Here is a 23,748-nt window from a genome sequence, read left to right as displayed (position 1 = left end):
GATGGTCCAGATCGATATTTTCTCCGATACCATCTGCCCCTGGTGCCTGATCGGTAAGCGCCGCCTGGAGGCGGCCCTGGCTCTGCGCCCGGACCTGGAGGTCCAGATCCGCTGGCGAACGTTTCAGCTAAACCCGCAGATGCCGCGCGAGGGAATGGAGCGCCAGGCCTATCTGAACCTGAAATTCGGCGGGATCGAGAACGCCACCATGATCTACGACCGAATCCGCGCGGCCGGTGCCGAAGACGGCATAGACTTCGCTTTCGAAGCGATTCAGCGTACGCCGAACACCCTGCAGTCCCATCGCCTGATCCGCTGGTCGGCGGACAAGCACCGGGAGACCGAGCTGGTCGAGGCGTTGTTCCAGGCCTACTTCACCCGCGGGGAAGATATCGGCGCCGATAGCGTTTTGCTGGATGCAGCGGAGGCGGCCGGGCTCGACCGCGCCGAGGCGGAAGATTTCCTGAAAAGCGACGCCCTGCTGACCGAGGTCAGCGAGGAAGACCGCCAGGCCAGGACCCTGGGTATCGATGGCGTGCCCTGTTTTATCTTCAACGGCCGTCACGCCCTGGCTGGCGCGCAACCGCCCAAGGCGCTGGCGGAAATGCTGGATATAGCCCGGCAGGAAGAAGCCCCCGCGACAGCGTGAAACCTTAATCCAAAAGCCGCCTAAGGCCCACGTTTCCGCTCGGATTCCAGTTGGGGCGCGTCTGTTGATGTATCGGGGACGCCGCTCGACTCGGCATCGATCCCAAAATCCTCGAAGCGGTCGATCGCGCTGCGGTCGTAGCCCAGGCTCGCGGTCATCAGCTGGCGCGTATAGGGATGCTTCGGCTCCGCGCGTTTCAGCAGGGCCACGTCCATTTCCTCCACCACGGCGCCATGATTCATCACCGCCAGGGTATCGCACATATGGGCGATGACGGAGAGATTGTGACTGACCAGGATATAGGTCAGGCCCCGTTCCTTCTTCAGGCGCTGCAGCAGGTTCAGCACCTCGGCCTGCACCGACACGTCGAGCGCCGAGGTCGGCTCGTCAAGCAGCAGGATGCGCGGCTCCAGGATCAGGGCGCGCCCGATGGCAACCCGCTGGCGCTGACCGCCGGAGAGCTGGTGCGGATAGCGGAAGCGAAACTGCGGGCCGAGGCCGACCTCTTCCAGAATGCGCTCAATGCGTCGGTCCGGGTCCGCGAAACCGTGGATCGCCAGCGGCTCCATCAGAATCCGGTCTACGGTGTGGCGCGGATGCAGGGAGCCATAGGGGTCCTGGAACACCATCTGGGCCAGCTTGTAAAAGGCCTTGTCGCGGCGCCGCGTCAGCGCTTCTCCGGCGACCGATAGGCGCCCGCTCCAATCCGGGTTGAGGCCGCTCAGCGCCCGCAGAACCGTTGACTTGCCGGAACCGGATTCACCGACCAAGCCGAAGGTCGCCCCCTCCGGCACCGCAAAAGATACATCGCGGACGGCGTGCACCCGGTCCGCCCCCCGGCCGAAGATCACGTTAAGATCCCGAACCTCGATCATCGCCGTCACGCCCCGTGTTCCAGCCAGGCCGGGTCGCGGCGCAGTATCGGCAGATCGCTGCCACCGCCGTCGATCTTGGGCAGACAGTTCAGCAAACCCCGGGTATAGGGGTGCTGGGCCGCGGCCAGGTTCTTGGCATCGCAGATCTCCATCACCCGGCCGGCGTACATGATCACCACGCGGTCGCAGAAAGAGGCAACGAGGCTCAGGTCATGGCTGATGAAAATCAGACCCATGCCGCGCTGGCTCACAAGATCATCCAGGATCGCGAGAACCTGAAGCTGCACCGTGACATCCAGGGCCGAGGTCGGCTCGTCGGCGATCAGAAGGTCGGGATCGGGGATCAGCATCATGGCGATCATGATGCGCTGGCCCATGCCGCCCGAGACCTCGTGCGGATAGGCGCGGTAGACCCGCTCCGAATCGCGGATTCGCACGGCACTCAGCATATCGAGCGCCTGCCGCTTCGCTTCGTCCCGCGACACGTTCTGGTGCGTGCGATAGGCCTCGGCAATCTGCTCGCCGACACGCATCACCGGGTTCAGGGAGAACTTGGGATCCTGCATGACCATGGAGATCCGCTGGCCACGGATCTGGCGCATCTGCGATTCGCTGGCCTTCATCAGGTCGATGCCGTCGAACTCCAGACGGCGGGCAGTCACCTGCCCCGGAGCCGAGACGAGCCGCAGGATGGAGCGCCCGGTCATCGACTTGCCGGAACCGGACTCGCCGACGATCCCAAGTTTCTCCCGACCCAGGGAAAAACTGATGCCGCGTACCGCTTCGACCAGCCCCTTGCGGGTCGGGAAGTTGACCTTCAGGTCTTCGACCCTGAGCAGCGGGTTCTCGCTCATCCCTGGCCCCCGGTCTTGGGGTCGAGCACATCGCGCAGCCCGTCGCCCAGCAGATTGAAGCCGAGGCTGACAACGAAGATCGCGATACCGGGCACGGTGGCGACCCACCACTGATCCAGCAGCACCTTGCGCCCGCTGGAAATCATCGCGCCCCACTCCGGCAGGGGCGGCTGCGCGCCGAGGCCGAGGAAACCGAGGCCGGCGGCGATCAGGATGATGCCCGCCATATCCAGGGTCACCCGCACGACCAGTGAGGAGGTACAGAGCGGCACGATGTGCGACCAGATGATCCGCATGCGCCCGGCACCCTGCAAGCGCACGGCGGAAATGAAATCGGAGTTGCGGATCGTCAGGGTCTCCGCTCTGGCGATCCGCGCATAAGGCGGCCAGGAGGTGACGGCGATGGCGATGATGGCGTTTTCAATGCCGGGACCGAGGGCGGAGACCAGAGCCAGAGCCAGGACCAGCTTCGGAAAGGCCAGGAAAATATCGGTGATGCGCATCAGCACCGTGTCGGTCCAGCCGCCGAGATAGCCGGCGGTGGTTCCCACGGCAAGGCCGATGGGCGCGGCGATGATCGCGACAAGGATCACGATGTAGAGGGTCAGGCGGGCGCCGTGGACAATTCGCGAGAAAATGTCGCGCCCCAGCTCGTCGGTACCCAGCCAGTACTGCGACGAGAAGAACTGCAGACGGTCGGCCAGGATCTGGGCATTGGGATCGTAGGGCGCAATCCAGGGAGCGAAGATCGCCACCAGCACCAGCAGCAAGACAATGCCGAGCCCGAGCATGGCCAGATGGTTGGCGCGGAACGACAGCCAGCCGATGTAAGCCCGGCCAAGCCGTGCCTGGGAGCGCGACGCCGGCGAAGAGCTAAGCAGCCAAGCCCGCCATCCCGCCACCTCAGAGCCTTGGGCCTCGCTGCTCATCGCGCCCTCGGGTCGAGCAACTTGTAGAGCAGATCGGACAGCATATTGATACCGATGAAGACGGCACCCACCACCATGGTAGAGCCGAGCACGGCGTTCATGTCCGCGTTCAGCAGCGACTGGGTCAGATAGAAGCCGAGCCCCGGCCAGGCAAAGACGATCTCGGTCAGCACCGAGCCCTCCAGAAGGTTGGCATAACTGAGCGCGATGACCGTCACCAGGGGTATGCGCACGTTACCCAAAGCATGCACCCAGATGACGCGCCACTCCTTCACGCCCTTCACCCGTGCCGTGGTGATGTATTCCTGGCTGAGCTGTTCCAGCATAAAGGAACGGGTCATGCGGCTGATGTAGGCCAGGCTGAAATAGCCGAGAATGGAGGCCGGCAGAATGACATGGCTGACCGCGTTCCAGAAGATATCCCACTCGCCCGCCATGGCCGAGTCGATGAGAATCACGCCGGTCACCGGGTCGATCATGTCGTCGTAGATAAAGTCGAGACGCCCGGGCCCGGGCACCAGATCCCAGGTCGCATAGAACAGCAACAGACCCATCAGGCCGAGCCAGAAAACCGGAATCGAATAGCCGAGCAGGCCGACGACCCGGATCACCTGATCCGGCCAGCGCCCCTGATTAACCGCCGCCAGCACACCCATGGGAATGCCGAAGAGCACCCCCAGCAGAGTCGCCACGCTCGCCAGTTCCAAGGTCGCGGGGAATACCCGCTTGATGTCGTCCAGCACCGGCCTCGCGGTCAACACCGACTCACCTAGATCGCCTTGCAGGACATTCCCGACATAGATGACAAACTGCTGATAGAGCGGCAGATCAAGGCCCAGTTCAATCCTGACTCGCTCTACCACATGCTCAGGCGCGCGGTCGCCCACGATGGCCAGAACCGGATCGATCGGGACGACCCGCCCAATGATAAAAGTAACGAAAAGCAGCCCCAGGAAGGTCAGCGCAACACTGACGATCACATTGATGGTGAGCCGCAACGGACGCGGCAAGGACAGGCTGCTGAAGCCTCTCCCTGCCGGTTCTCTACTATCAACTCCTTCGGTCACCTAGATTGAAATCCAACCTAGTTCTTGGTGACTTCGTGGTACCTGTTGTCATCAAAGGCCGGACCGATGATGAAACCCTTGGTGTCGGCCCGGGTGGCCGCCACTTCGGTCTGCTGGAACATGATGACAAAGGGCGACGTCACCTGATGCGCCTTCTGGATCTCCAGGTACAACGCTGCCCGCTTGGCCGGATCCCGCTCCAGGATCGCCGCATCGGACATCTTCGTCATCTGGGGAATATCCCAGGCGTTGCGCCAGGCCAGGGGCTTGGACTTGGCATCATCCGAGTTATCCGGATTGCGCGCGAAGGTATCGGCATTGGTGTGCGGATCCTGATAGTCGGGACCCCAGCGGCCGATGTAGATGTCGTGATTGCGTGCCCGGTACTTGGTGAGGGTCTGCTTGCCGTCACCGGGAATGATCTCCAGGTCCACACCGGCCTGACCGAAGGTGGCCTGAATCGACTGCGCCATCTCCAGGATCGGCGAGGTGTTGCGGGTATCCATGGTGATCTTGAAACCGTCGGGATAACCGGCGTCGGCCAGGAGCTGTTTCGCCTTGGAAACATCCAGCGTGTAGGGCGTCTCTTCGAGCGCGCCCAGGAAACCGCGCGGCAGGAAGGCCTGATGAACCCGCATGAGATCACGCACCACGGTGCCTTCCATGCCCTTGTAGTCGACCAGGTACTTCAGCGCCTGGCGGACCTTCGGGTTGGCCAGCGCCTCGTTCTTCTGGCTCAGGCCGAGGTAGTAGACGGCGCCCTTCACGCCGTCCTGCACGGCCAAGTCAGGATTGCTGCGCACGGATTCCAACTGATCGGGGCCCAGATTGCGGGCGATGTCGATATCGCCTTTCTCAAGCAAAAGCTGCTGGGTTGCCGGCTCGACGATGTGGCGGGTGATGACCCGCTTCATGGCCGGGGCACCGCCCCAGTAGTCGTCATTGCGATCGAGCGTCAGCGACTCGTTCGGCTTCCACTGGCGCAGCTTGAAGGGGCCGACACCGGCATAGTTCGTGCGCAGCCACTTGTGACCGAGATCGCCGTCCACCTCATGCTCCATGACCGTCTTCTTGTCGACGATGGAGCTGATCGTCGCCGTCAGGCAGTAGAGCACGAAAGTCGGCGCGTAAGCCCGGTCGGTCTCGATGACCAGGGTCATGTCATCGGTAGCGCGGATCTTGTCCGCCACGTTGTCCGCCGTGAAACCGAACTGGGTCAAAATAAAGGCCGGCGTCTTGTCCAGAATAATGGCGCGCTGCAGCGAGAAGGCCGCGTCCTCCGCCGTCATCGGATTGCCCGACGGGAACGTCACGCCCTGGCGCATCTTGAAGGTATAGGTCTTGCCATCATCGGAGATGGTCCAGGATTCGGCGGCAACGCCGAAGATCTCCGACACGTCTTCATGATTGTAACCGATCAGGCGGTCATAGGTGTTGCCGGCGAACTCGGCACCGGAAAACTCGAAGATCTCAGCCGGATCGAGCGTGATGATGTCGTCGATCTGAAAGGCGATGACCAGAGTGTCACGCGGTGTTTCTGCTAAGGTTGGCGTTGCGGTAACGGCCATGACAGCCGCCACAACACAGGCGAATAGCTTCCTCACGATACGTCTCCCTGAATGGTGTCCCTGAATGGTGCCCCTGGGAACTTGTTCCCTATTGTTGGGACTCTTTGCGCGGTTCTGCAAAGAAAAACCTGAACTTACCGATGACACATATTAACCAGTGGCGTCAATCGGTCCAGCGCTCATCTAATGCCGAAGAAAATCAATTATCTCAAGGAATTACTGCTGGCTGGCAAATCAATTGGGATCTCTCGACCATAACGATAGCGCCGGAGAGCCCCTTCGCGCCGCGCGTATCAGGCTGCCAGTTTGACCAGCCCGTCCAGCATCATGCGCACCCCTTTCACCCGCGCCGCATCGTTATCCCAGCTGCGGCGATAGACCAGTGTGTGGTCCGGCCTTAGCGTGACCTTGCCCGCTTCCTGCTGGATAAAGGCAATCAGGCCGGCGGGATTGGCGAAGCTGTCGTTGTGGAAAGTGACGGTCGCCCCCTTCGGGCCGGCATCAAGGCGTTCGACCCCCGCGTCGCGGCAGAGCCGCTTGATGGTCATGATCTGCAGCAGGTTCTCCACCTCCACCGGCAAGGACCCGAAGCGGTCCACCAGTTCGGCCGCAAAGGAATCAATCTCCGCTCTGTCCACCAGCGTCGACAGACGCCGATAGAGCCCCAGGCGCAGGCTGAGATCCGTGACATAGCTTTCGGGAATGAGAACCGGCATGCCGATGTTGATCTGCGGTGTGTAGCTCTCGCTGGCTTCGGCCTCCGCCGCCGTGGCGCCGCTGCGCGCGGTCGCGACCGCCTCCTCAAGCATCTGTTGGTAGAGCTCGACACCCACCTCGCGGATCTGGCCGGACTGCTCCTCACCCAAAAGGTTCCCGGCGCCGCGAATATCGAGGTCGTGGCTCGCCAGTTGGAAACCCGCGCCCAGGCTGTCCAGGGTCTGCATCACGTTCAGCCGCTTTTCCGCCGCGGCACTCAGGATGCGGCCGGGCGGCAGGGTCAGGTAGGCATAGGCGCGCACCTTGGCGCGGCCGATCCGCCCGCGCAACTGATAGAGCTGCGCCAAACCGAACATATCGGCGCGGTGAATGATCATCGTATTGGCGGTGGGAATATCCAGGCCGGACTCGACGATGTTGGTCGACAGCAGGATGTCATACTTGCGGTCATAGAAGTCGGTCATCACCGCTTCCAATTGGGTCGGCGGCATCTGGCCATGCGCCACCGCAAGCTTTACTTCCGGTACCAGCTTCTCCAGCCGCTCATGCAGCTCCGCCAGGTCTTTCACCCTGGGGCAGACGTAAAAAGACTGACCGCCGCGATAGTGCTCGCGCAGGATCGCTTCGCGGACAATAACGGGATCGTAGGGCAGCACGAAGGTTCTGACCGCCAGCCGGTCAACCGGCGGGGTGGCGATCATGCTCATCTCCTTCACGCCCGACATGGCCATCTGAAGCGTCCGCGGAATAGGCGTCGCCGTCAGGGTCAGTACGTGAACGTCCGCGCGCAGAGCCTTCAGGCGTTCCTTCTGCTTCACCCCGAAATGCTGTTCCTCATCGATGATGAGCAAGCCGAGGTCTTTGAAAGCCATGGACTTGGCGAGCACCGCATGGGTACCCACGACGATCTCCACCCGCCCCTTGGCGAGTTCCGCCTTGGTCTCGTTGGCGTCCTTGGCGCCGACCAGGCGCGAGAGTTGGCGTATCTGTACCGGCAGTCCGGCGAAACGGTCCTTGAAGGTCCGATAGTGCTGACGGCAGAGCAGCGTCGTAGGCACCACCACCGCGACCTGCTTGCCGGCCATGACAGCCAGGAAGGCTGCCCGCAACGCCACCTCGGTCTTACCGAAACCGACGTCGCCGCAGACCAGGCGGTCCATCGGTTTGCCGGCGGCCATGTCAGCCAGCGTCTCCTCGATGGCTCGCAGTTGATCGTCGGTCTCCGGAAAAGGAAAGCGCGCGCAGAACTCGTCGTAGAGGCCGTCCGGCTTGTCCATGGCCTCCGCGCCCTTCAAAGCACGGGCTGCCGCAAGCTCGATCAAGGCATGCGCCATCGCCGCAATACGCTCTTTCACCCGCGCCTTGCGCGTCTGCCAACCCACCCCGCCGAGGCGGTCGAGCTCCGTCGTTTCGTTATCGGCGCCAAAGCGCGACAGCACCTCGATGTTCTCCACCGGGACGAAAAGCTTGTCGCCGCCGTGGTAGATCACCTTCAGGCAATCATGAGGCGCCCCGCCGACATCCAGCGTTTCCAGACCGACGTAGCGTCCGATGCCATGGTCGACGTGAACCACCAGATCCTTTTCCTGCAGGTCGGAGATCTCGGTCAGGAAGTTCTCGGCCCGGCGTTTACGGCCCGTGGCCCGGGCAATGCGTTCGCCGAGGATGTCCTGTTCGGTCAGGAACAGAACGTCGCCGAGGCGAAACCCCTTCTCGATTTCCAGAACCGCGAGGCCGACATGACCGGACGGCAAGTCCGCCACGGCGGACCAGGCATCGACGCTCTGGACCTCCAGGCTGGCATGCTCTCTCAGCAGCACCGACAGACGGTCCAGGGCACCGGCGCTGAAGGCGGTCAGAACAATCTTGCGCCCTGCCTTTTGCTGCTGGCGTATCCGGCCGCCCACCGCCTCATAGAGATTGCCCTGCCCGGCCGCCCGCTGCTCGGCGAAATCCAGGCCGGGCAAGGCGCCGGCGTCCCGTACCGTGGCGCCTTCTGGCGCGGCAAAGGGGGTGAACTGCCCGCCGGACCTGGGCGCCAGGCCGCGATCCCATTCCGGTCCGTCCAGATAAAGCAAAGCCGGCTCGATGGCCTTGTAGACCCAGCCGCCGGTCTCTCCCCCGCCCTCCAAGCGCTTGCGCGCGTCGTGGAAGTCCAGGATCGTCTCAAGCCGCGCCTCGCGCACCTCGCTGGCCTGATAGTCCAGGGTGACGCCCGCTTCCGGCAGATAGTCGAACAGCGTCACCAGACGCTTATGGTAGAGCGGCAGCCAATGCTCCATGCCGGGATGGGCGCGCGCGGCGCTCACCGCCTCATAAAGCGGATCGTCGCGGACAGCCCCGAAACTGGAGCGGTAGACGGTGCGAAAACGCTCGACCGCTTCCGGATCCAGGATCACCTCGCTCACCGGCTTCAGGATCGCCTGATCGGCCGCCTCGGTGGTGCGCTGTGTCAGGGGATCGAAAAGCCGGAGCGATTCCAGGTCGTCGCCAAAGAAATCAAGACGCAGGGGTTGGGCCTGGCCCGGGGCAAAGACATCGACGATGCCGCCGCGCACCGCGAACTCTCCGGGCTCGCTGACCGTCTCAACCCGGTAGTAGCCGTTCTCCGCGAAAAAGCCGTTCAACTTCTCGGCCGGCAGACTGTCCCCGGCCTTGAGCGCCAAAACCCGCCCTTCCAGCGCTTCCGGCGGCGGCACGCGCTGCAGCAGGGCATTCACGGTCGTGACCACGACCTGGGGCCGCGGGCCGGCCGGCTGCATCAGCCTGGTCAGAACATCCAGCCGCCGGGCGACAATGTCGCGATGCGGGCTGACCCGGTCGTAAGGCAGGCAATCCCAGGCCGGGAAGACCAGAGGTTCGACGTCCGGGGCGAAAAACCGCAGGGAATCGACCATGCGCGCGGCCTGCGCGTCGTCACGGGCGACATGCAGCCAGCGCCCGCCGGGGCCCTCTTCGAGGAGTCTTGCGAGATAGAGCGCGTCCGTGCCCGGCGCCGCCGAGGCGATGGTGGGGCGCGGCGACGCGGTATCGTCCGTCGGCGCCAAGGCGGAAACAGGGTCACTCATCGAAGGTCTGCGATTCTGTTGATCTGCGCGGTTCTCGAGGGCGGGTCAGCTTGTGCCAGGCTTGTATTCGAAGCTCAAGAGCAGCCGCAGGACATCGTTGTCGAATTCCGGCGGCAGTTCCGTACGGCCCAGGATCCAGTCATAGACGACCGGCTCCGGAACGTCCAGCAGCGCCTCGAAACGGCCCAGTTGCTGGGTATCGAAGGCATCAAGATGGGCATCGGCAAAGCTGCCGATCAGCAGGTCCATCTCCTGGGTACCGCGATGCCAGCTTCTGAAACGTAGTCGTTTGCGTCGGGTCTCAAGCGTTTCGGTCATGTCATTGCCTGTAATTTGGCTTAGGATATAGAGCGATCTCACCCCTTTGTCAGGCATTCTCCGTCCAGATCCGTATCCAGCCCGTGCGCCCTGAGATTCTCTTTCCGCTTTTCGCCCCCGCCACCAGCCTCTCCGGCGTCGGTCCGCGTTTTGCCAAACTGTTCGAAAGCCTGGTCGCGGGCCCGGCGGTGATCGATCTCTGCTGGCACCTGCCGAGCGCCATCATCGACCGCCGCTACGGCCCGCCTTTAGCGGAGGTCATCCCGGGCCGTATCGCCACGCTGACGGTCGAAGTCGGCGAACACCGCGCCCCGCCGACCCGCCGCCAGCCCTATCGCGTGCTCTGTCATGACGCGACAGCGGAGATAGAACTGGTGTTCTTCCACGCCCACCGCGATTACCTGATGAAAACGCTGCCGCCAGGCGAAACCCGCGTGATCAGCGGTAAGGTGGAGATCTTCAACGACCGCCTGCAGATGACCCATCCGGATCATATCGCCGGGCCGGACGAAGCCGACAGCCTGAGGGCGGTTGAGCCGGTTTATCCCCTCACCGCCGGCCTCAGCCTGAAGGTGGTGAGCAAGGCGGTTCACGCCGCCGTCGAACGGGCGCCCGAGCTGCCCGAGTGGCTCGACCCGGCCCTGAAGCAGCGCGAGGGCTGGCCGGATTGGAACGCCGCGCTGACCCAGGTTCATGCGCCGCGCGACGAAGCGGACCTCTCGCCCCTGGCCCTGATGCGGCGGCGGCTTGCCTATGACGAACTGCTGGCCAATCAGTTGGCGATCGCCCTGGTGCGCGACCGCCAGCTGCGCCAGAAAGGCCGCCGACTGAAGGGCAGCGGCCACCTGCAGGAGAAGGTGCTGGCCAGCCTGCCCTTCGCCCTTACCGGATCGCAGCGCCAGGCCGTCGCCGAGATCACCGACGATATGGCGGCGGAGCACCGCATGCTGCGGTTGCTACAGGGCGATGTCGGCAGCGGCAAGACCGTGGTCGCCCTGCTGGCCATGCTGGCGGCGGTGGAGGCCGGCAGCCAGGCCGCCCTCATGGCGCCGACGGAGATCCTCGCCCGCCAGCACTTCAAGACCATCGCACCGCTGGCCGAGGCTGCCGGCGTAACCCTGGCGCTGCTCACGGGCCGCGACAAGGGCAAGGCCAGACAGGCCATCCTGGCGGACCTCGCCGAGGGCAAAACCGACCTTGTCGTCGGCACCCATGCGCTGTTCCAGGATGACGTCGCTTTCCGCGACCTGGCCATGGCCGTGATCGACGAACAGCACCGCTTCGGCGTGTATCAGCGGCTGACGCTTACCAGCAAGGGCCAGGCCGTCGATGTTCTGGTGATGACCGCAACGCCGATTCCGCGCACCCTGATGCTGACCGCTTATGGCGACATGGACGGCTCGCGCCTTACCGAGCGGCCACCGGGCCGCCAGCCGATCGAAACCGTGACGCTCTCGCTCGACCGCCTGCCGGAAGTGGTGACGGCGGTGGAGCGCGCCCGGAACAAAGGCGCCCAGATCTACTGGATCTGCCCCCTGGTGGAGGAATCCGAGAACAGCGACCTGGCCGCGGCGGAGGATCGCTACCGCGCCTTGGAACAGCTCTTTGGCGATAAGGTCGGCTTGGTTCACGGCCGCATGAAGGGGCCGGAAAAAGACGCGGTCATGGCGCGCTTTTCCGAAGGGGAGATCGCCATTCTCGTCGCCACCACGGTGGTGGAAGTCGGGGTCGATGTTCCCAAGGCCACGATCATGGTGATCGAGCATGCCGAACGCTTCGGCCTTGCCCAGCTGCACCAACTGCGCGGACGGGTCGGGCGCGGCGCCGAGAAGTCGAGCTGCCTGCTGCTCTGGCAGGGCCCCCTGGGTGAAACGGCCAAGGCCCGGCTGCAGATCCTGCGGGAAACCGACGACGGCTTTCGGATTGCCGAGGAAGACCTGCGCCTGCGCGGCGCCGGCGAGCTGCTGGGCGTTCGCCAGAGCGGCCTGCCGGCGTTTCGACTTGCCGATCTGGCGGTGCACGGCGACCTCTTGGCAACCGCCCGCGACGACGCAAGACTGATTCTGGAAAAAGACCCGGAACTGGCCGCTGAGCGCGGTCAGGCTCTACGCATCCTGCTCTACCTTTTTGAGCGTGATGCCGCGGTGAAGTTCCTAAGGTCCGGCTAACAAAGCTGATGACCAAACAAGATACTACTGCCCGAACAAATCTCCAGACATCAAGCTTCACCTTCGGCGTACTGCCGCGCTGGGCCGCGACCTAACACGAGCGAGCGGCTCCAGCTTCTCGCCGGCTGCTCGATGAATCGATAAGTAAAAAAGGACAGAGTGATCACGACGCATAGGTAAGTGAGCAGGTAAACATCACCCTGCCAGAGTTCCGTGCCAATCACTCTGGTGCCGGGCAAATTCTGAACCAATTCTATGTCGCTATATCGCTCCACCACATCGGCTGCTTTCAACAGAAGGCGCTTGACCAGCATGTGCGTCATGTAAACGGAGTAAGAGAGCATACCAAGCGCGATCGGCCAGCGATGTTTCAACAGCTGAGACACCGCTCCTCCTTCAAAGGCGAAGAGGACAATCGCAAGCGCGAAGAGGTAGGGCAGGACGAAAGAGAAATCCTTCACCGTGGTCATCGAGATCGCCAAAATCGACAAACAGACGGCGACCGTCTCAAGCAAGGAGGCTATCATCCATGGCAGCGGTACCTCACCCCATCGCCTATGGCAGATCAGATAAAGTCGCCATGCCAACACGCCGGCAGCGAATCCAAACACGCATCTGATCAAGCCGTAGTCATATCCGGCCGCTAGGCTGCCGTGCAGACCAAAGAGCGCAACAGGACTGATTAGTACGACAGCAGATAAGAACCATACGACTCGTTTGCGGAACACCAGCAAAGCGATGGCGAAGAGGACATAGGTATAGAATTCCGTGCTGATACTCCAACTTGGTGTATTCCATGTGTAGAAGTCATGAGCGCCAAGGGAGTGAACCAACAACAGGTTGGTAAAAATCGTCTCCGGGGCGGTCTCTGGCGTGGAAAACGGCTGTTGCATGATGACGTTTCCGAACACCGGAAGAAACTTCAGCAGCTCCAGTCCGAGAAACGCCATGAACAATGCGAAATGCAGTGGATAAAGACGCCCCAGCCTCAGCAAGAGAAACCCGCGGACCGATGCGAGGTCGGTCAAGCGCGTGCCGTAGTTCGCGGCGATCACAAAGCCGCTTAGTACAAAAAAGAGATCTACGAAATAGTACGCCTGCCTGAGCAGCGACAGATCCTGCAGATGGCCCACGGGACCAACGTGAAACGCAGCGACGAACAAGGCTGCAATTCCCCGCCAGCTGTCCAACGCCATGAAACGTGGAACTGTGGCGGAGCGGCGCTCCGTCCAACCCTGTCGCAAACTGCCCCCCTCAACATCATTCCGCCGCAGCGGGTATCACGGCGCGCTCCGTTTTCCGCGGACTTGGAATCGATTTCCACCGCCAGTGCGACCGCCACCGCCCAGCCCTATTAGCACCTACAACGCGGCTAAAGAAAGGCGTAGTATGCTATTCTGCCTCTCGGGGTTTCGGCAGCCCAAAGTCAAGACTGCGGCAGCTATGTTCGTAAAGTCGGGGTAGAGCGGCGACAGCGTTAGCCGCTGCGGGCGATCGGCGGCGTACCTTCGGACGGTCCCTCGCCCTCTGCCGCAGGCGCACGTCGGTCAGGCGGTGTCACGATGCCGCCGGAGACCACCATCTTGATGCCCTCCTCGACCGTCATGGTCAGAGGCCGGACGGCGGTTCGCGGCAGGAACAGAAGGAAGCCGGAGGTCGGGTTCGGCGTGGTTGGCAGGAAGATGTTGACGGAGTCGTCCGGCGTCAGGTCCTGAATGCCATGTTCCGCCGGGCCGGTAATGAAGCCCAGGGCCCAGCAGTCCGACCGCGGATATTCCAGCAGCACGACCTCACGAAAGGCCTGGGATTGTTCCTTGAAGACCGTCTCCAGGATTTGCTTCACTGCGCTGTAGAGACTGCGGATCACCGGCATCCGGGCCAGCAGGCGCTCTCCGCTGGCAATCAGAGAGCGGCCGACAAGTCCGGCGGTCAGGAAACCGACGAGAATGAGGGTCACCACCACGACAACGACGCCAAGACCCGGCAGGCTGAACGGCAGGTAGGTTTCCGGGTTCCAGCGCGCGGGGATCAAGGGTGTCACCTTGCTGTCGACAAAAGACACGAACTCCCAGGCCAGCCAGGCCGTGATCGCAATCGGCGCGGTCACCAATACACCGGCAAAGAAATAGTTGCGCAGGCGCGTCACGACGCCCGCACGGGGCACCGGCGGCGGCTTCTTCCGCCGCTTCGGGCGCAGGGTCTGCTCCGCATGAGCCTCGACCTGGGCTTTGGCCTCTTCGACGCCGACCTCGCCCTCCCCGTCATGATCGCGATTGGGGATGACGATGCCGCTGGAAATAACCAGCTTGATGCCCTCCTCGACCGTCAGGTCCAGGTGATGGACGTCGCGTCGTGGTACGAAAAGAAGGAAGCCGGTGGTCGGGTTCGGTGTCGCCGGTACGAAGACATTGAAGACCGTCTCGGCGGTCAGATGCTGCACCTCGCCAACCGTCTCTCCGGTGATGAAACCGACGGCCCAGCAGCCGCGCCGGGGATATTCGACCAGCACCACTTCCCGGAAAGCGGTGGACGATTGGGACAGGACCGTCTCAAGAAGTTGCTTGGTCCAGCCATAGACCGAGCGAATGACCGGCAGCCGCGCAACGATGCGCTCGCCGATGCTCATGGTCAGGCGGCCCAGATAGCCGGCCGCAAGGAAGCCGACCAGCATCAGGAACAGCAGGGCGACGATGAGGCCGAGCCCCGGTACGCCGAAGGGCAGATAGCTCTCCGGATTCCACTGCGGCGGAATCATCGGCGTGATGCGGTTGTCGATGAAGGTGATCACGCGCCATGTGAGCCAGAAGGTAATGCTGGCCGGCGCCGTCACCAGCACGCCTGCGAGGAAGTAGTTCCTCAACCGCGTGCCGAAGCTGACCTGCTTCTTGTCAGACAAAGGTTCTGACTCCTCCCTGGCTCATAGCCAATCCCATCGGTGTCAGGCCGAGCCGCATTTGACCAGCTCGCCGTTACCGCCCCTATCCACCAGTTTGGGGGTCTGCAAACGACCCCATGCACCACTTCCCCGACTGACTCATGATATGGGAATTCCCGGCCAAAGTACCAGAGAGCACAGCACCGCTGGCAGAAACCGCAAAGGTGATTGCAAAGGGATAAAGAAGAACTAATACGGCCAGGGCCTGCCTGTCGGCTGCTGATGATCCCTGCACCAGAGCCAGGTTTGGTGCGGCTGAGAGGACTCGAACCTCCACTTCCTTGCGAAAACTAGCACCTGAAGCTAGCGCGTCTACCAATTCCGCCACAGCCGCAACGCTGCCGGAGGGTCAAGTATTCCCTCCCAAAAAATCCGAGCACCTGAGGCCAGATGGTGCGGCTGAGAGGACTTGAACCTCCACGGGGTTTCCCCCACAGCGCCCTCAACGCTGCGCGTCTACCGATTCCGCCACAGCCGCAGCTTTCCGCTGGTCATGGCCACCGGCTCGGAGCCGGTGTTATAGCGTCCTGCGCCAAAAGGGCAACGGAAAACTGCGCGGAAAAAGGGCTGGACGAAGATCGGGGCAAAGGTCCACCATGTGCCCCGCTCAGCAGGCTAAGCTGTTGACCCCAAACCATTCCTTCATTCAGGATTGTTGTTCGGCCCATGAAAACGGTGCTACTGCTCGTAACTCTAGGCGGCCTTCTGGTGTTGTCGCTGGTCGGCGGACTGTTCGTCTGGTGGGGTATGGGCGGAGTCGATATCAGCCTGCATGGCATGATCGCCCTCACGCTCGGCTGCCTGCTCTCCCTGCTGCTGGGCGGCGGTCTGATGTTTCTGGTCTTCTATTCCAGCCGCAAGGGACATGATGACGAGCATCACCGGGGGCCGGAAATCTGAGCGGAAGTAACCCTTTAGCGCGGGTTTCCTTGGGCTTGACACAAAATGATCACCCCTGCGAAGCCGGCCTCGCCCGTACCTTTGAACCAGGGTAAGCCTGCGGGGATTGGGGTCCTGCCTCCCTGTACGACTTCATGTCTACCAACCCCCGAAGACGGCCGGGATCTTGTTCATCCCTGCAGGCTACCCATCCTCTCCATCGCTTTGTTGAGCATTCCCGGGCCCGGCGGCTGAAATCCCCGAGTCACCAAAGTCCTTGTCGTGCGAAACACCCAGCGCCATCATGCGGAATGAACGAACCGATCCAGGTCGACCTCGTCCACCATCGCGAACGCCTCCTCCAACGCCGCAGTGAACTGCTGGATCTGGTTGAAAGCAGCGCCGAAAGTCGGAAACCGGTTGAACTCGATCAAACCAGGGTTGGCAGGCTGACGCGAATGGATGCGCTTCAAGGTCAAGCAATGTCCCTGGAGGCAGAGCGCCGCCGCAAGGCCGAGCTGCAACGGATCGAATCGAGCCTGAAGCGGATCGAGACCGGCGACTATGGCTACTGTGTGACCTGCGGCGAGCAAATTCCTCTGAAAAGGCTGGAGTTGGACCCGACCCTGCCGACCTGCGTCGACTGCGCCGGCAGCGGGCGTGGCCACTAAAGTGGCCCGTCGAAGGCACAAAGGGACGCCGGGCCGGCCCCTATCGATCCACCTGGCAATGGCGCGACTGCTCGTTGCCGGCCTGCTGGCAACCGCCGGGATCGCTCAACCGGCTTCGGCGCAGAGCCTGCCCGCCGGCCAGAAAACCGAATGCTGGCGCGGCTGGGGCTACATCCTCGACGGGGAGTCCCGGGCTTACAAAAGCCAGGAAATGCTGCTGGTTACCCTCGGACCGACACTGTGGGAAGCAGGCCGGCCGGTGGAGTTGTTCCTGCTGGACCGCGCCAGCGGCCACATTTCAGAAGTCCCGCCGATCAGAGTCATTCCGGAGAACCCGCGGACCTACTACCGCGGCCGCCTGAACTATGTCGATACGCTCGCCGCGATCGAGGACTCCGGGGACCTGATGACGCTCGGCCTCAGCCACATCGAACCCGCCGCCGCAGGCATTCCGGCAAAGGAAGGCTACAACCGCTGGGCCTGCGGGCTTCCGGAAGAATAGCGCGCCATGGCCGGCATTCGGTCAGGTCGCACAGGCAATACTCGATCCATATATCGCATTTACTTCAATATTTACTTAAATACTGAATAATATGGTTAACTAAATCTAAAAATCCTGTTGATTTTTATCTGTATTTATTGAACAATCTGCCCAGTCGATAGTTGAATCTCTTATATTGTCATAAGGGCAACAGCGAATGCTTCAAGTCTTACAATGGATCTATGGGCCCGGGGCGGAATCCGACCCTTACTACCTTCTGCTCCACGACTTCGTCGTGTTGATGCCCTGGTGGTACCCCTACATGTGGCTCGGCATCATCACCGCTGTGGTTTCCTGGCGCCTGCTTCGCCGCTTTCGCCGCAATCACCAGAACCGTACCGGCCTTAAGCGGGTGCGCTCGCGGGTGCTCCGCCTTGCCGACGGCCCTGACGGCGGATTGGCCCTGCTCGGCGCGGCCAACGACGACCATCCTGCCCTCAGCGGCCGCTATATGGCAGTGGACTGACGCCAATGGATTGACGGCGGTCGTCTGATCGCCCGATTTCGCCCCCTGCAGGACCCGCCCGGCAAAATCTGCCCGATGCAGAAATCTGCCGACTGCCGCACCGCCCCCCTAAGCGAAAAATCCGCCGTTTCCTGAGGGTTTTCCCCTAAGCCTGTCCTGGCCCGCAGCTTGCATCCTCTACCCTGCCCCGCGGGTCGAAGACGGCCCCGGGGTCACCAGCCAATGTAGGCGCATGGGAGGAACAGGATGACCTTCGCAGATCTCACCGGGATCGAACCCGGATCGAACCAAGCCTTGCAGTGGTTCCACCGCTCCAGCGGCAAGCCGCGCGAGACACTGCGGATGCTGGAGGAAACGCTGGCCGCACCGGAACCGGAACGCCCGCGGGTATCGGCCGGCCAGTTCGTCGATCAAATCGACGAATCGATCCAGGAGCAGGGCCGGCACGAGGTCATGTCGGTTCTGGTGCATCTGAAGCAGAGTGAAATCAAAGCCCTGGTACGCCGCGCCGCTCATGCGAAAGGCCGTTACCTGGCAGCCCTTATGGAATTGCCGCGCAACCAGGCAAACCGTAAGGCCGCGGTCGGAGAGGTGTCGCTGCTGCGTCAGGAGTATGAGGAACTGGAGACGGGATTGAAAACGCTGCGCCAGCTTATTCTGGATAACGACATCGATATCATCGGCGTCGACTAGCTGCGCTGGCGGAAACTGCGTCTTGGCGGGCACGCAATCCCCCTTGAGGGTTATCGCCCGCGACGCTCAAGGAATAGACCGGGAAAACGGATCAGTTCAGATAGAGAACGTCGCTGTCCGGCTTCGGCATCTGCAGGATGACGGATTCCGAGTTTCCGCTCAAACGGCCGAGAAGCTCCTCGGTCTGCTTGGGGCAGGCATTCACGACATCAAGGGCCAGGTCACCGTTCGCATTGACCCGCGCAAATATGCCCGCTCGAAAAGCGTCGACGATCCAACGTGTCGGATCGAAGCTATCATAGGCTTTCATGGCTCCAACCTCTCCATGCTTACGCACCAACACAGCCTGCACGTCTTGTTTTAATGTTCGGTTACCTGGGTCACAGAAGTTGGGTCGGCTCCGTAGCCCCCGAACTCAAGATTGGGCAAAAAGAGCTTCCTTTTCTGTGGGTTTTCCCACCCTTGGCGGGCCTGCGACGATCCGCGCGGACACAGAGAGTTGCGGTTTCAGGCCGGGAATCCGATCCTGGCGGACAACTGCGCCATAGAGGAGAAGCATCCGCTGCTGCCCCACGAGAAACAGGCCCTGCGCTTCGTGTGCCGCCATCTGGTCATAGGACTGGCCGCCTCGTGCGGCTTCTGCGCAGCCATCCTGGCCAGCGACCTTGCCGGCCTGCGCGGCCTGATTATGGGAAGTCAGCAACCCTGGCTGAGCCTTGGCCTGCTGTTTTTCGGGCTTTTCATTACCTTCGGATCGGTGGCCCTCGGCATCAGCCTGATGGCACTGGGCCGCGATCGCGACCGCTAGAGGACGGTCTAACCCGCCACCTGGGCATCCAGGACGCTTTCCGATGGCCGGAGCGACCGCTCGGCGGGGAATTCCAGCAATACCTCTGTGCCTCTTCCGGGCTGGCTTTCCACCACCAGGGATCCACCGTGCAGTTCCGTCAGCGCGACGGCAAGGGGAAGGCCCAGGCCGGTACCCGGCCGACTGCGGCTATAGGCATTTTCGATCTGGCGAAAAGGTTTCAGGGCTATGGCGACTTCTTCCCGTGTCATACCCAGACCGTTGTCGGCAATCCTGATTTCCAGTCCCCCGGTCACGGCCACATCGGTGGTCACCGTCACACTTCCGCTGGCGGTGCTGAACTTGACCGCATTGGAAATCAGATTGATGAGGATCTGCTTCATAAGCCGCGGATCACCGAAGAATTCCAGCCCGGCGGCATTCTGGTCGAACCGCAGATCGATGCCCGACGCCGCCGACTGCATGGAGACCAGCCGCATGGCCGATTGTATGATATCCGCCGGGGCCAAAGCTTCCTCGCGCAGCTCAGCCTGACCGGCTTCGACCTTCGAGAGATCCAGGATCTCATTGATGATACCCAGCAGATGCCTGCCGGAGTCGCGGATGTCGCCCGCATACTCGTGATATGTCGGATTCCCGATCGGACCGTCGACCTCATTCACGATCACATCCGAAAACCCGATGATCGCGTTCAACGGGGTTCGCAGTTCATGACTGATATTGGCCAGGAACTCGGACTTCGCCCGATCCGCCAGTTCGGCCTGCTGTCTGGCCTCGATCAATCTCCGCTCCGTCGCGCGGCGCTGCTCCAGCGAACTGCGAAGCCTCCTCATAATGCGCTTGCTTCGTCTGAATTCCTTAGCCAGAGCACACCAACGGCGCCAGGAGAACCAAAGCAGCGCCACGGCTGCCATGGAGAGCGCCAGAGGCAGCTCATCCAGTTCCCAGTTCTCATGACGATCGGCCCAGTTTTCCCAAACTTCAGCCAAATCAAAAGCCTGGGCGAGAACAAAGGCAATCAGGAACATGGCGACGGCAATCGTCATGTCGATGGCAATGGTGCGGTTGCCGGTCCGGGTTGGTCGATCAAGCATTTTCGTCAAGAATCGGTCTCTTTGCTGACCAGGGACACCTGTCTCTTGAAGCGGAGGTTTAACTTGCTGAAGACCCGGTTTACCGAAACCCGATTAACTTCTTCTTAAATAACTGATCGATTTGACTATTTTTTCTAGTCTTATTTAGTAAAAACATACGATTGTCTGCCAAGATACCGCTGTCCGCGCTGTTCCGCGCCATCCAGCAGAGCCGGGGGCGTGGCGGCTTCGGCGGGGGCCGCCAGCGCTCCCGCACCTCCCCGCCCCGCAATGAAAAATTTACCGGAGGTGGTGACAATACCCGTGGTTGATCAAACCACGAGAACCGCGAAAGGGGAGTTCAGAATGTCAAACCACCTGATGCTCTGGCGTTCTGCCGGCCTGAAAGAAATAAGCCACAGGAACCGGGCGCGGCGGGATCGCCGCCATATGTCCTGCGAAAAACACTCCCCGGCCGAAACCGCAGCCTTCGAGCGCAGCCTGCGCAAGGCGGTGTGCGCCGCCCCCTGGGCAAAGATACAGGCGACGCTGCACTGACTGGCTTGCCGGTCAACCGGCAGTCATGGTCATCGACTGAATATTTTATGGCTATCGGGCGGAGTGGTGGTGAGCCCGGCAGGGATCGAACCTGCGACAACCTGATTAAAAGGTTTCATGCTTCCGCAGAAAACTGCGGACTTTCAGAATCTCCGATGCTGACCGGCGCCGCAGGAATGCTTGTGGCGTCGTCCGCGATTCTGAAAACGGAATGCTTGGCGATCTGACGCCGGCTGATTGGGTGCTGCCAAAAAGGTAGCGCCCCCAACCAGACCGGCCGAGGGCGCAAAGCAGGCGTAGCGCATTTGGATACCGACCGACGGTAGCGCAGTCAGCAAAAAGCCGCAAGCCGGTCTCTCTCACGAAAGGATATCCGATGAGAGACTTTGCGAAGATGAATGATCCAGAACTGAATCCGCAATTCCGCCGGGGCTGGGATGACGATAGCCCCCTCGCCCTGCCCCGCTTGCGCGGTGAGCGCGGCGATCCTCCGGCTCCTTCTAGTGATATCTCCGAATCGCGCCGGGTGCTGGCCTCCTGGCTTGATCAGATCGATTGGCAGGATGACGCCGGTTTAACGGTTCATGTCCGGAAGCTATCGAATATCCGGAAGCGCTCCGGCTTTAGCTGGCGCGAACTGCTGGGAGGTCAGGCCTGATGCATGCAACCGATGACAACGTTTATCCGGCTAGCCCTGTAAAGCGGCGCCGCGCCACAAAAGCGGAGATGGAGGCCCGGGCAACATTCCTCATAGGATATGCCGGAGGGCATCACCCAGTCACCGTGCGCGGGCTTTATTACCAAGCCGGCGTTCACCGTGTTCCCGGTATCGACAAGACCGACAACGGCTATGACAAGGTGCAGAACCAGTGCCTGAAGCTGCGCCGCGCCGGCCGCCTGGACTACGATTGGATTGCCGACGCCACCCGGTGGATGCGGAAACCAAGGACTTACAGTAGCGCTGAAGATGCCGTGCAACAGACAGCGGCGCTGTATCGCAAGGCCCTGTGGCACGATGCCGACAGTTATGTGGAAATCTGGTGCGAGAAGAACGCCCTTGCCGGTGTCATCCTGCCCGTTACCAGCCTGTACGACGTGCCCCTGATGGTGACGGGCGGCTTTTCCTCCGAAACCTTCTGTTATGAGGCCGTGGCGCAGCGTGGGGACGATGACCGGCCCTACTACGTCTACTACCTCGGCGACTTCGACCGCGCCGGGAGGGACGCCGCCAGAAGCTTGGAAGAGAAGCTGACCCGCTTTGCGGACGAGACGGGCGTAGAGGTGCTGTTCAAGGATGTTGCTGTCACTGCGGAGCAGGTACGCGCCTGGAGCCTTCCGACGCGGCCCCCGAAACGCAAGAGCCCGGCGGACAGAAAGTGGCCCTACACTTTCGCCTGTGAGTTGGACGCGATCCCGCCTGACAGACTGCGGCAGATCGTCAAGGACGCCATCGACCCCCACCTGCCGCAACAGCAGCTCAATGTCCTGAAGGTTGCAGAAGAGTCTGAGCGGGAACTGCTGCTCAGTTTTGCTGAAGCGCTGCAACAGGGGAGGGCCGACTAATGCCCAGCTATTTCAAGATCCCAATCGGAGAAGGCAAACACGCGCTCGTTGACGCCTGTGATTATGAACTGGCCTCAGAGTACTCCTGGCACCTTGGCGGCACGGATCGCAAATATGTGGCCGGCACAGTCAACGGGTCTACCGGCTATCTTCATCGCGTGGTCATGGGTGCCGGCCCGGATGATATCGTTGACCACAGAGACGGCAACCCGCTGAACTGCCGCCGGGACAATCTGCGGATGGCCACCCACTCACAGAACGGCGCCAACCGCAGCTTTCACCGCAACCAGAATGGCTATCGCGGCGTCGCCCACTATCCGAAACGAAACAAGTACCAGGGCCGTATCAGGCATGAGGGCGGCATTTACCGGGGGCCTTATCGGGACTCCGCCGTCCAGGCGGCAACCGACTATGACGCCCTGGCCCGGGGCCTCTTCGGGGAGTTTGCCTCCTTCAACTTTCCCAGACAGGGCGAGCGTCACTGCAAGCCGGCTGGGGGTGCGTGATGAGCAAGCCCGAGAAGAAGATCACCACGGCCTACATGAAGATCCAGGCCATGCGCGTCATTGCCGAGGATCGCGCCCTCCACAACAAGGGGGCCGCCGCCGTGCAGGTCTTGCTAATGCTGATGGATGCAACGGACAGCGGACGGTGGCGGGCCTTCATCGGTCAGGAAAAGATCGCCGCCCGCATGGGCGTTTCGTTACTAACGGTCAAGCGGGCAATCAAGACGTTGAAGGATGCCGGCTGGATACGGGTTGTATCGCAGCACGAGAAGCGCCAGGGGCGCCCAACGACGGTCAACATCTACTTCCTGCAGGTTCCGCAGAAAGTCGCTCAGTGGTTCTCAAAATGCGATAGCGCCCATGGTATCGAGGACGATACCTCGGAACAGGGCGAGACGCAGGCCGGGCCGGCAGACGATTCCCATGGTATCGAGGGCGATACTTCCCACGGTATCACCAACGATACTTCCCATGGTATCGAGGACGATACCCATTCCCAGGTTCCTTTGCCCCAGTCTCCATTTCCCCACTCTGAATCTCACGATTCAGGCGCGACGGGTGTCGCGCCGATGTCTTCAGGGATTGATGGAGACGAGTTGAAGGAGACCATGAGGGCGATAGTCGTGTACTTCGTCGACTTGTTGCGCTTCGACACCGAGCGAAACCAGCAACTATATCGGCAGTGGCTAGAGTCTTCGCCGTCTGCAAAGAAGCGCCTGAGGCAGTTGGCCGTTGGTCTCATAAGTGGGCAGGTGCCTGAGCTTGATCATGCGGCCATAGCCCTTTCGGACTATGCGGCTGATGACCTTGAACAACAACTCGAAGCAAGGTGAGGAAATGCC

Annotated in this window: 25 protein-coding genes and 2 tRNA genes; 13 read left to right on the top strand and 14 right to left on the bottom strand. The window is 61.7% G+C overall.

Annotation, left to right across the window (positions count from 1 at the left end; all coding sequences use genetic code 11):
- Window position 1 precedes the first annotated feature (1 nt).
- The gene (locus HBA54_RS03400; protein ID WP_167221363.1) at window positions 2-649 is read left to right on the top strand and encodes a DsbA family oxidoreductase; all 648 of its coding nucleotides are present in this window, start codon (window positions 2-4) and stop codon (window positions 647-649) included.
- A gap of 20 nt (window positions 650-669) precedes the next feature.
- Here HBA54_RS03400 and HBA54_RS03395 read toward each other — a convergent pair whose 3' ends face one another.
- The 7 genes from HBA54_RS03395 to HBA54_RS03365 form a co-directional block, all read right to left on the bottom strand.
- Complete coding sequence (locus HBA54_RS03395) at window positions 670-1,524, bottom strand: ABC transporter ATP-binding protein (protein ID WP_167221752.1); 855 nt, start codon at window positions 1,522-1,524, stop codon at window positions 670-672.
- Window positions 1,525-1,529: 5 nt separating this feature from the next.
- Window positions 1,530-2,378, bottom strand: coding sequence for an ABC transporter ATP-binding protein (locus HBA54_RS03390; RefSeq protein WP_167221361.1), 849 nt, complete (start codon window positions 2,376-2,378; stop codon window positions 1,530-1,532).
- Complete coding sequence (gene nikC, locus HBA54_RS03385; RefSeq protein WP_167221359.1) at window positions 2,375-3,307, bottom strand: nickel transporter permease; 933 nt, start codon at window positions 3,305-3,307, stop codon at window positions 2,375-2,377. The genes HBA54_RS03390 and nikC overlap by 4 nt, the downstream gene beginning before the upstream one ends.
- The gene (locus HBA54_RS03380; RefSeq protein WP_437126171.1) at window positions 3,304-4,305 is read right to left on the bottom strand and encodes an ABC transporter permease; all 1,002 of its coding nucleotides are present in this window, start codon (window positions 4,303-4,305) and stop codon (window positions 3,304-3,306) included. Before HBA54_RS03380 ends, nikC begins: the two co-directional genes overlap by 4 nt.
- An 86-nt stretch (window positions 4,306-4,391) precedes the next feature.
- Entirely contained in the window at window positions 4,392-5,942 is a 1,551-nt protein-coding gene (locus HBA54_RS03375; protein ID WP_167221747.1) for an ABC transporter substrate-binding protein, read from the bottom strand.
- Between the two features lie 293 nt (window positions 5,943-6,235).
- Window positions 6,236-9,727, bottom strand: a complete 3,492-nt coding sequence (mfd, locus tag HBA54_RS03370) for a transcription-repair coupling factor (protein WP_167221357.1) — start codon at window positions 9,725-9,727, stop codon at window positions 6,236-6,238.
- A 45-nt stretch (window positions 9,728-9,772) separates the two neighbouring features.
- Complete coding sequence (locus HBA54_RS03365) at window positions 9,773-10,045, bottom strand: FAD assembly factor SdhE (RefSeq protein WP_167221355.1); 273 nt, start codon at window positions 10,043-10,045, stop codon at window positions 9,773-9,775.
- A gap of 83 nt (window positions 10,046-10,128) precedes the next feature.
- Here HBA54_RS03365 and recG point away from each other — a divergent pair, with 83 nt between their 5' ends.
- The gene (gene recG / locus HBA54_RS03360) at window positions 10,129-12,213 is read left to right on the top strand and encodes an ATP-dependent DNA helicase RecG (RefSeq protein WP_167221353.1); all 2,085 of its coding nucleotides are present in this window, start codon (window positions 10,129-10,131) and stop codon (window positions 12,211-12,213) included.
- A 50-nt stretch (window positions 12,214-12,263) separates the two neighbouring features.
- Here recG and HBA54_RS03355 read toward each other — a convergent pair whose 3' ends face one another.
- From HBA54_RS03355 to HBA54_RS03335, 4 genes are all read right to left on the bottom strand, one after another.
- Entirely contained in the window at window positions 12,264-13,409 is a 1,146-nt protein-coding gene (locus tag HBA54_RS03355; protein WP_167221351.1) for an acyltransferase family protein, read from the bottom strand.
- 281 nt (window positions 13,410-13,690) lie between these two features.
- The gene (locus tag HBA54_RS28945; protein WP_240932481.1) at window positions 13,691-15,109 is read right to left on the bottom strand and encodes a DUF502 domain-containing protein; all 1,419 of its coding nucleotides are present in this window, start codon (window positions 15,107-15,109) and stop codon (window positions 13,691-13,693) included.
- 286 nt (window positions 15,110-15,395) lie between these two features.
- Window positions 15,396-15,482 (bottom strand) — tRNA-Leu (locus HBA54_RS03340).
- A gap of 57 nt (window positions 15,483-15,539) precedes the next feature.
- A tRNA-Leu gene (locus HBA54_RS03335) sits at window positions 15,540-15,626 on the bottom strand.
- Window positions 15,627-15,814: 188 nt separating this feature from the next.
- On the opposite strand from HBA54_RS03335, the gene HBA54_RS03330 reads away from it, so the two are divergent.
- Window positions 15,815-16,048: a hypothetical protein gene (locus HBA54_RS03330; protein ID WP_167221349.1), complete on the top strand. Its 234-nt coding sequence runs from the start codon at window positions 15,815-15,817 to the stop codon at window positions 16,046-16,048.
- A 281-nt stretch (window positions 16,049-16,329) separates the two neighbouring features.
- On the opposite strand, the gene HBA54_RS29590 is transcribed toward HBA54_RS03330, so the two are convergent.
- A complete protein-coding gene (locus HBA54_RS29590; RefSeq protein WP_322095967.1) occupies window positions 16,330-16,506 on the bottom strand; it encodes a hypothetical protein in 177 nt (58 codons plus the stop codon).
- Between the two features lie 3 nt (window positions 16,507-16,509).
- On the opposite strand from HBA54_RS29590, the gene HBA54_RS29585 reads away from it, so the two are divergent.
- The 4 genes from HBA54_RS29585 to HBA54_RS03310 all read left to right on the top strand — a co-directional run bounded on the left by HBA54_RS29585 (window position 16,510) and on the right by HBA54_RS03310 (window position 18,398).
- Entirely contained in the window at window positions 16,510-16,698 is a 189-nt protein-coding gene (locus tag HBA54_RS29585; protein ID WP_322095966.1) for a TraR/DksA family transcriptional regulator, read from the top strand.
- Between the two features lie 58 nt (window positions 16,699-16,756).
- Window positions 16,757-17,200: a hypothetical protein gene (locus HBA54_RS03320; protein WP_167221345.1), complete on the top strand. Its 444-nt coding sequence runs from the start codon at window positions 16,757-16,759 to the stop codon at window positions 17,198-17,200.
- Window positions 17,201-17,396: 196 nt separating this feature from the next.
- Entirely contained in the window at window positions 17,397-17,705 is a 309-nt protein-coding gene (locus HBA54_RS03315; RefSeq protein WP_167221343.1) for a hypothetical protein, read from the top strand.
- 246 nt (window positions 17,706-17,951) lie between these two features.
- Complete coding sequence (locus HBA54_RS03310; RefSeq protein ID WP_167221341.1) at window positions 17,952-18,398, top strand: hypothetical protein; 447 nt, start codon at window positions 17,952-17,954, stop codon at window positions 18,396-18,398.
- Between the two features lie 91 nt (window positions 18,399-18,489).
- Here the strand turns inward: HBA54_RS03310 and HBA54_RS03305 are convergent, their stop codons facing one another.
- Complete coding sequence (locus HBA54_RS03305; RefSeq protein ID WP_167221339.1) at window positions 18,490-18,708, bottom strand: hypothetical protein; 219 nt, start codon at window positions 18,706-18,708, stop codon at window positions 18,490-18,492.
- A gap of 189 nt (window positions 18,709-18,897) precedes the next feature.
- On the opposite strand from HBA54_RS03305, the gene HBA54_RS03300 reads away from it, so the two are divergent.
- Window positions 18,898-19,206: a hypothetical protein gene (locus HBA54_RS03300; RefSeq protein WP_240932480.1), complete on the top strand. Its 309-nt coding sequence runs from the start codon at window positions 18,898-18,900 to the stop codon at window positions 19,204-19,206.
- A gap of 8 nt (window positions 19,207-19,214) precedes the next feature.
- On the opposite strand, the gene HBA54_RS03295 is transcribed toward HBA54_RS03300, so the two are convergent.
- Complete coding sequence (locus HBA54_RS03295) at window positions 19,215-20,300, bottom strand: sensor histidine kinase (RefSeq protein WP_240932502.1); 1,086 nt, start codon at window positions 20,298-20,300, stop codon at window positions 19,215-19,217.
- Between the two features lie 345 nt (window positions 20,301-20,645).
- Between HBA54_RS03295 and HBA54_RS03290 the strand changes: the two genes are divergently transcribed.
- The 5 genes from HBA54_RS03290 to HBA54_RS03270 all read left to right on the top strand — a co-directional run bounded on the left by HBA54_RS03290 (window position 20,646) and on the right by HBA54_RS03270 (window position 23,739).
- The gene (locus HBA54_RS03290) at window positions 20,646-20,837 is read left to right on the top strand and encodes a hypothetical protein (RefSeq protein ID WP_167221335.1); all 192 of its coding nucleotides are present in this window, start codon (window positions 20,646-20,648) and stop codon (window positions 20,835-20,837) included.
- A 376-nt stretch (window positions 20,838-21,213) separates the two neighbouring features.
- Window positions 21,214-21,495, top strand: coding sequence for a hypothetical protein (locus tag HBA54_RS03285; RefSeq protein ID WP_167221334.1), 282 nt, complete (start codon window positions 21,214-21,216; stop codon window positions 21,493-21,495).
- Window positions 21,495-22,400: a hypothetical protein gene (locus HBA54_RS03280; RefSeq protein ID WP_167221332.1), complete on the top strand. Its 906-nt coding sequence runs from the start codon at window positions 21,495-21,497 to the stop codon at window positions 22,398-22,400. The genes HBA54_RS03285 and HBA54_RS03280 overlap by 1 nt, the downstream gene beginning before the upstream one ends.
- Entirely contained in the window at window positions 22,400-22,906 is a 507-nt protein-coding gene (locus HBA54_RS03275; protein ID WP_167221330.1) for an HNH endonuclease, read from the top strand. The genes HBA54_RS03280 and HBA54_RS03275 overlap by 1 nt, the downstream gene beginning before the upstream one ends.
- Entirely contained in the window at window positions 22,906-23,739 is an 834-nt protein-coding gene (locus tag HBA54_RS03270; RefSeq protein ID WP_167221328.1) for a helix-turn-helix domain-containing protein, read from the top strand. The genes HBA54_RS03275 and HBA54_RS03270 overlap by 1 nt, the downstream gene beginning before the upstream one ends.
- The last annotated feature ends 9 nt before the right edge of the window (window positions 23,740-23,748 follow it).

This window comes from Pelagibius litoralis, from assembly GCF_011683915.1.
GTDB lineage: Bacteria > Pseudomonadota > Alphaproteobacteria > Kiloniellales > Kiloniellaceae > Pelagibius > Pelagibius litoralis.
Note: the sequence above shows the minus strand (reverse complement) of the source record. Positions and strands in the feature narration are given on the sequence as shown.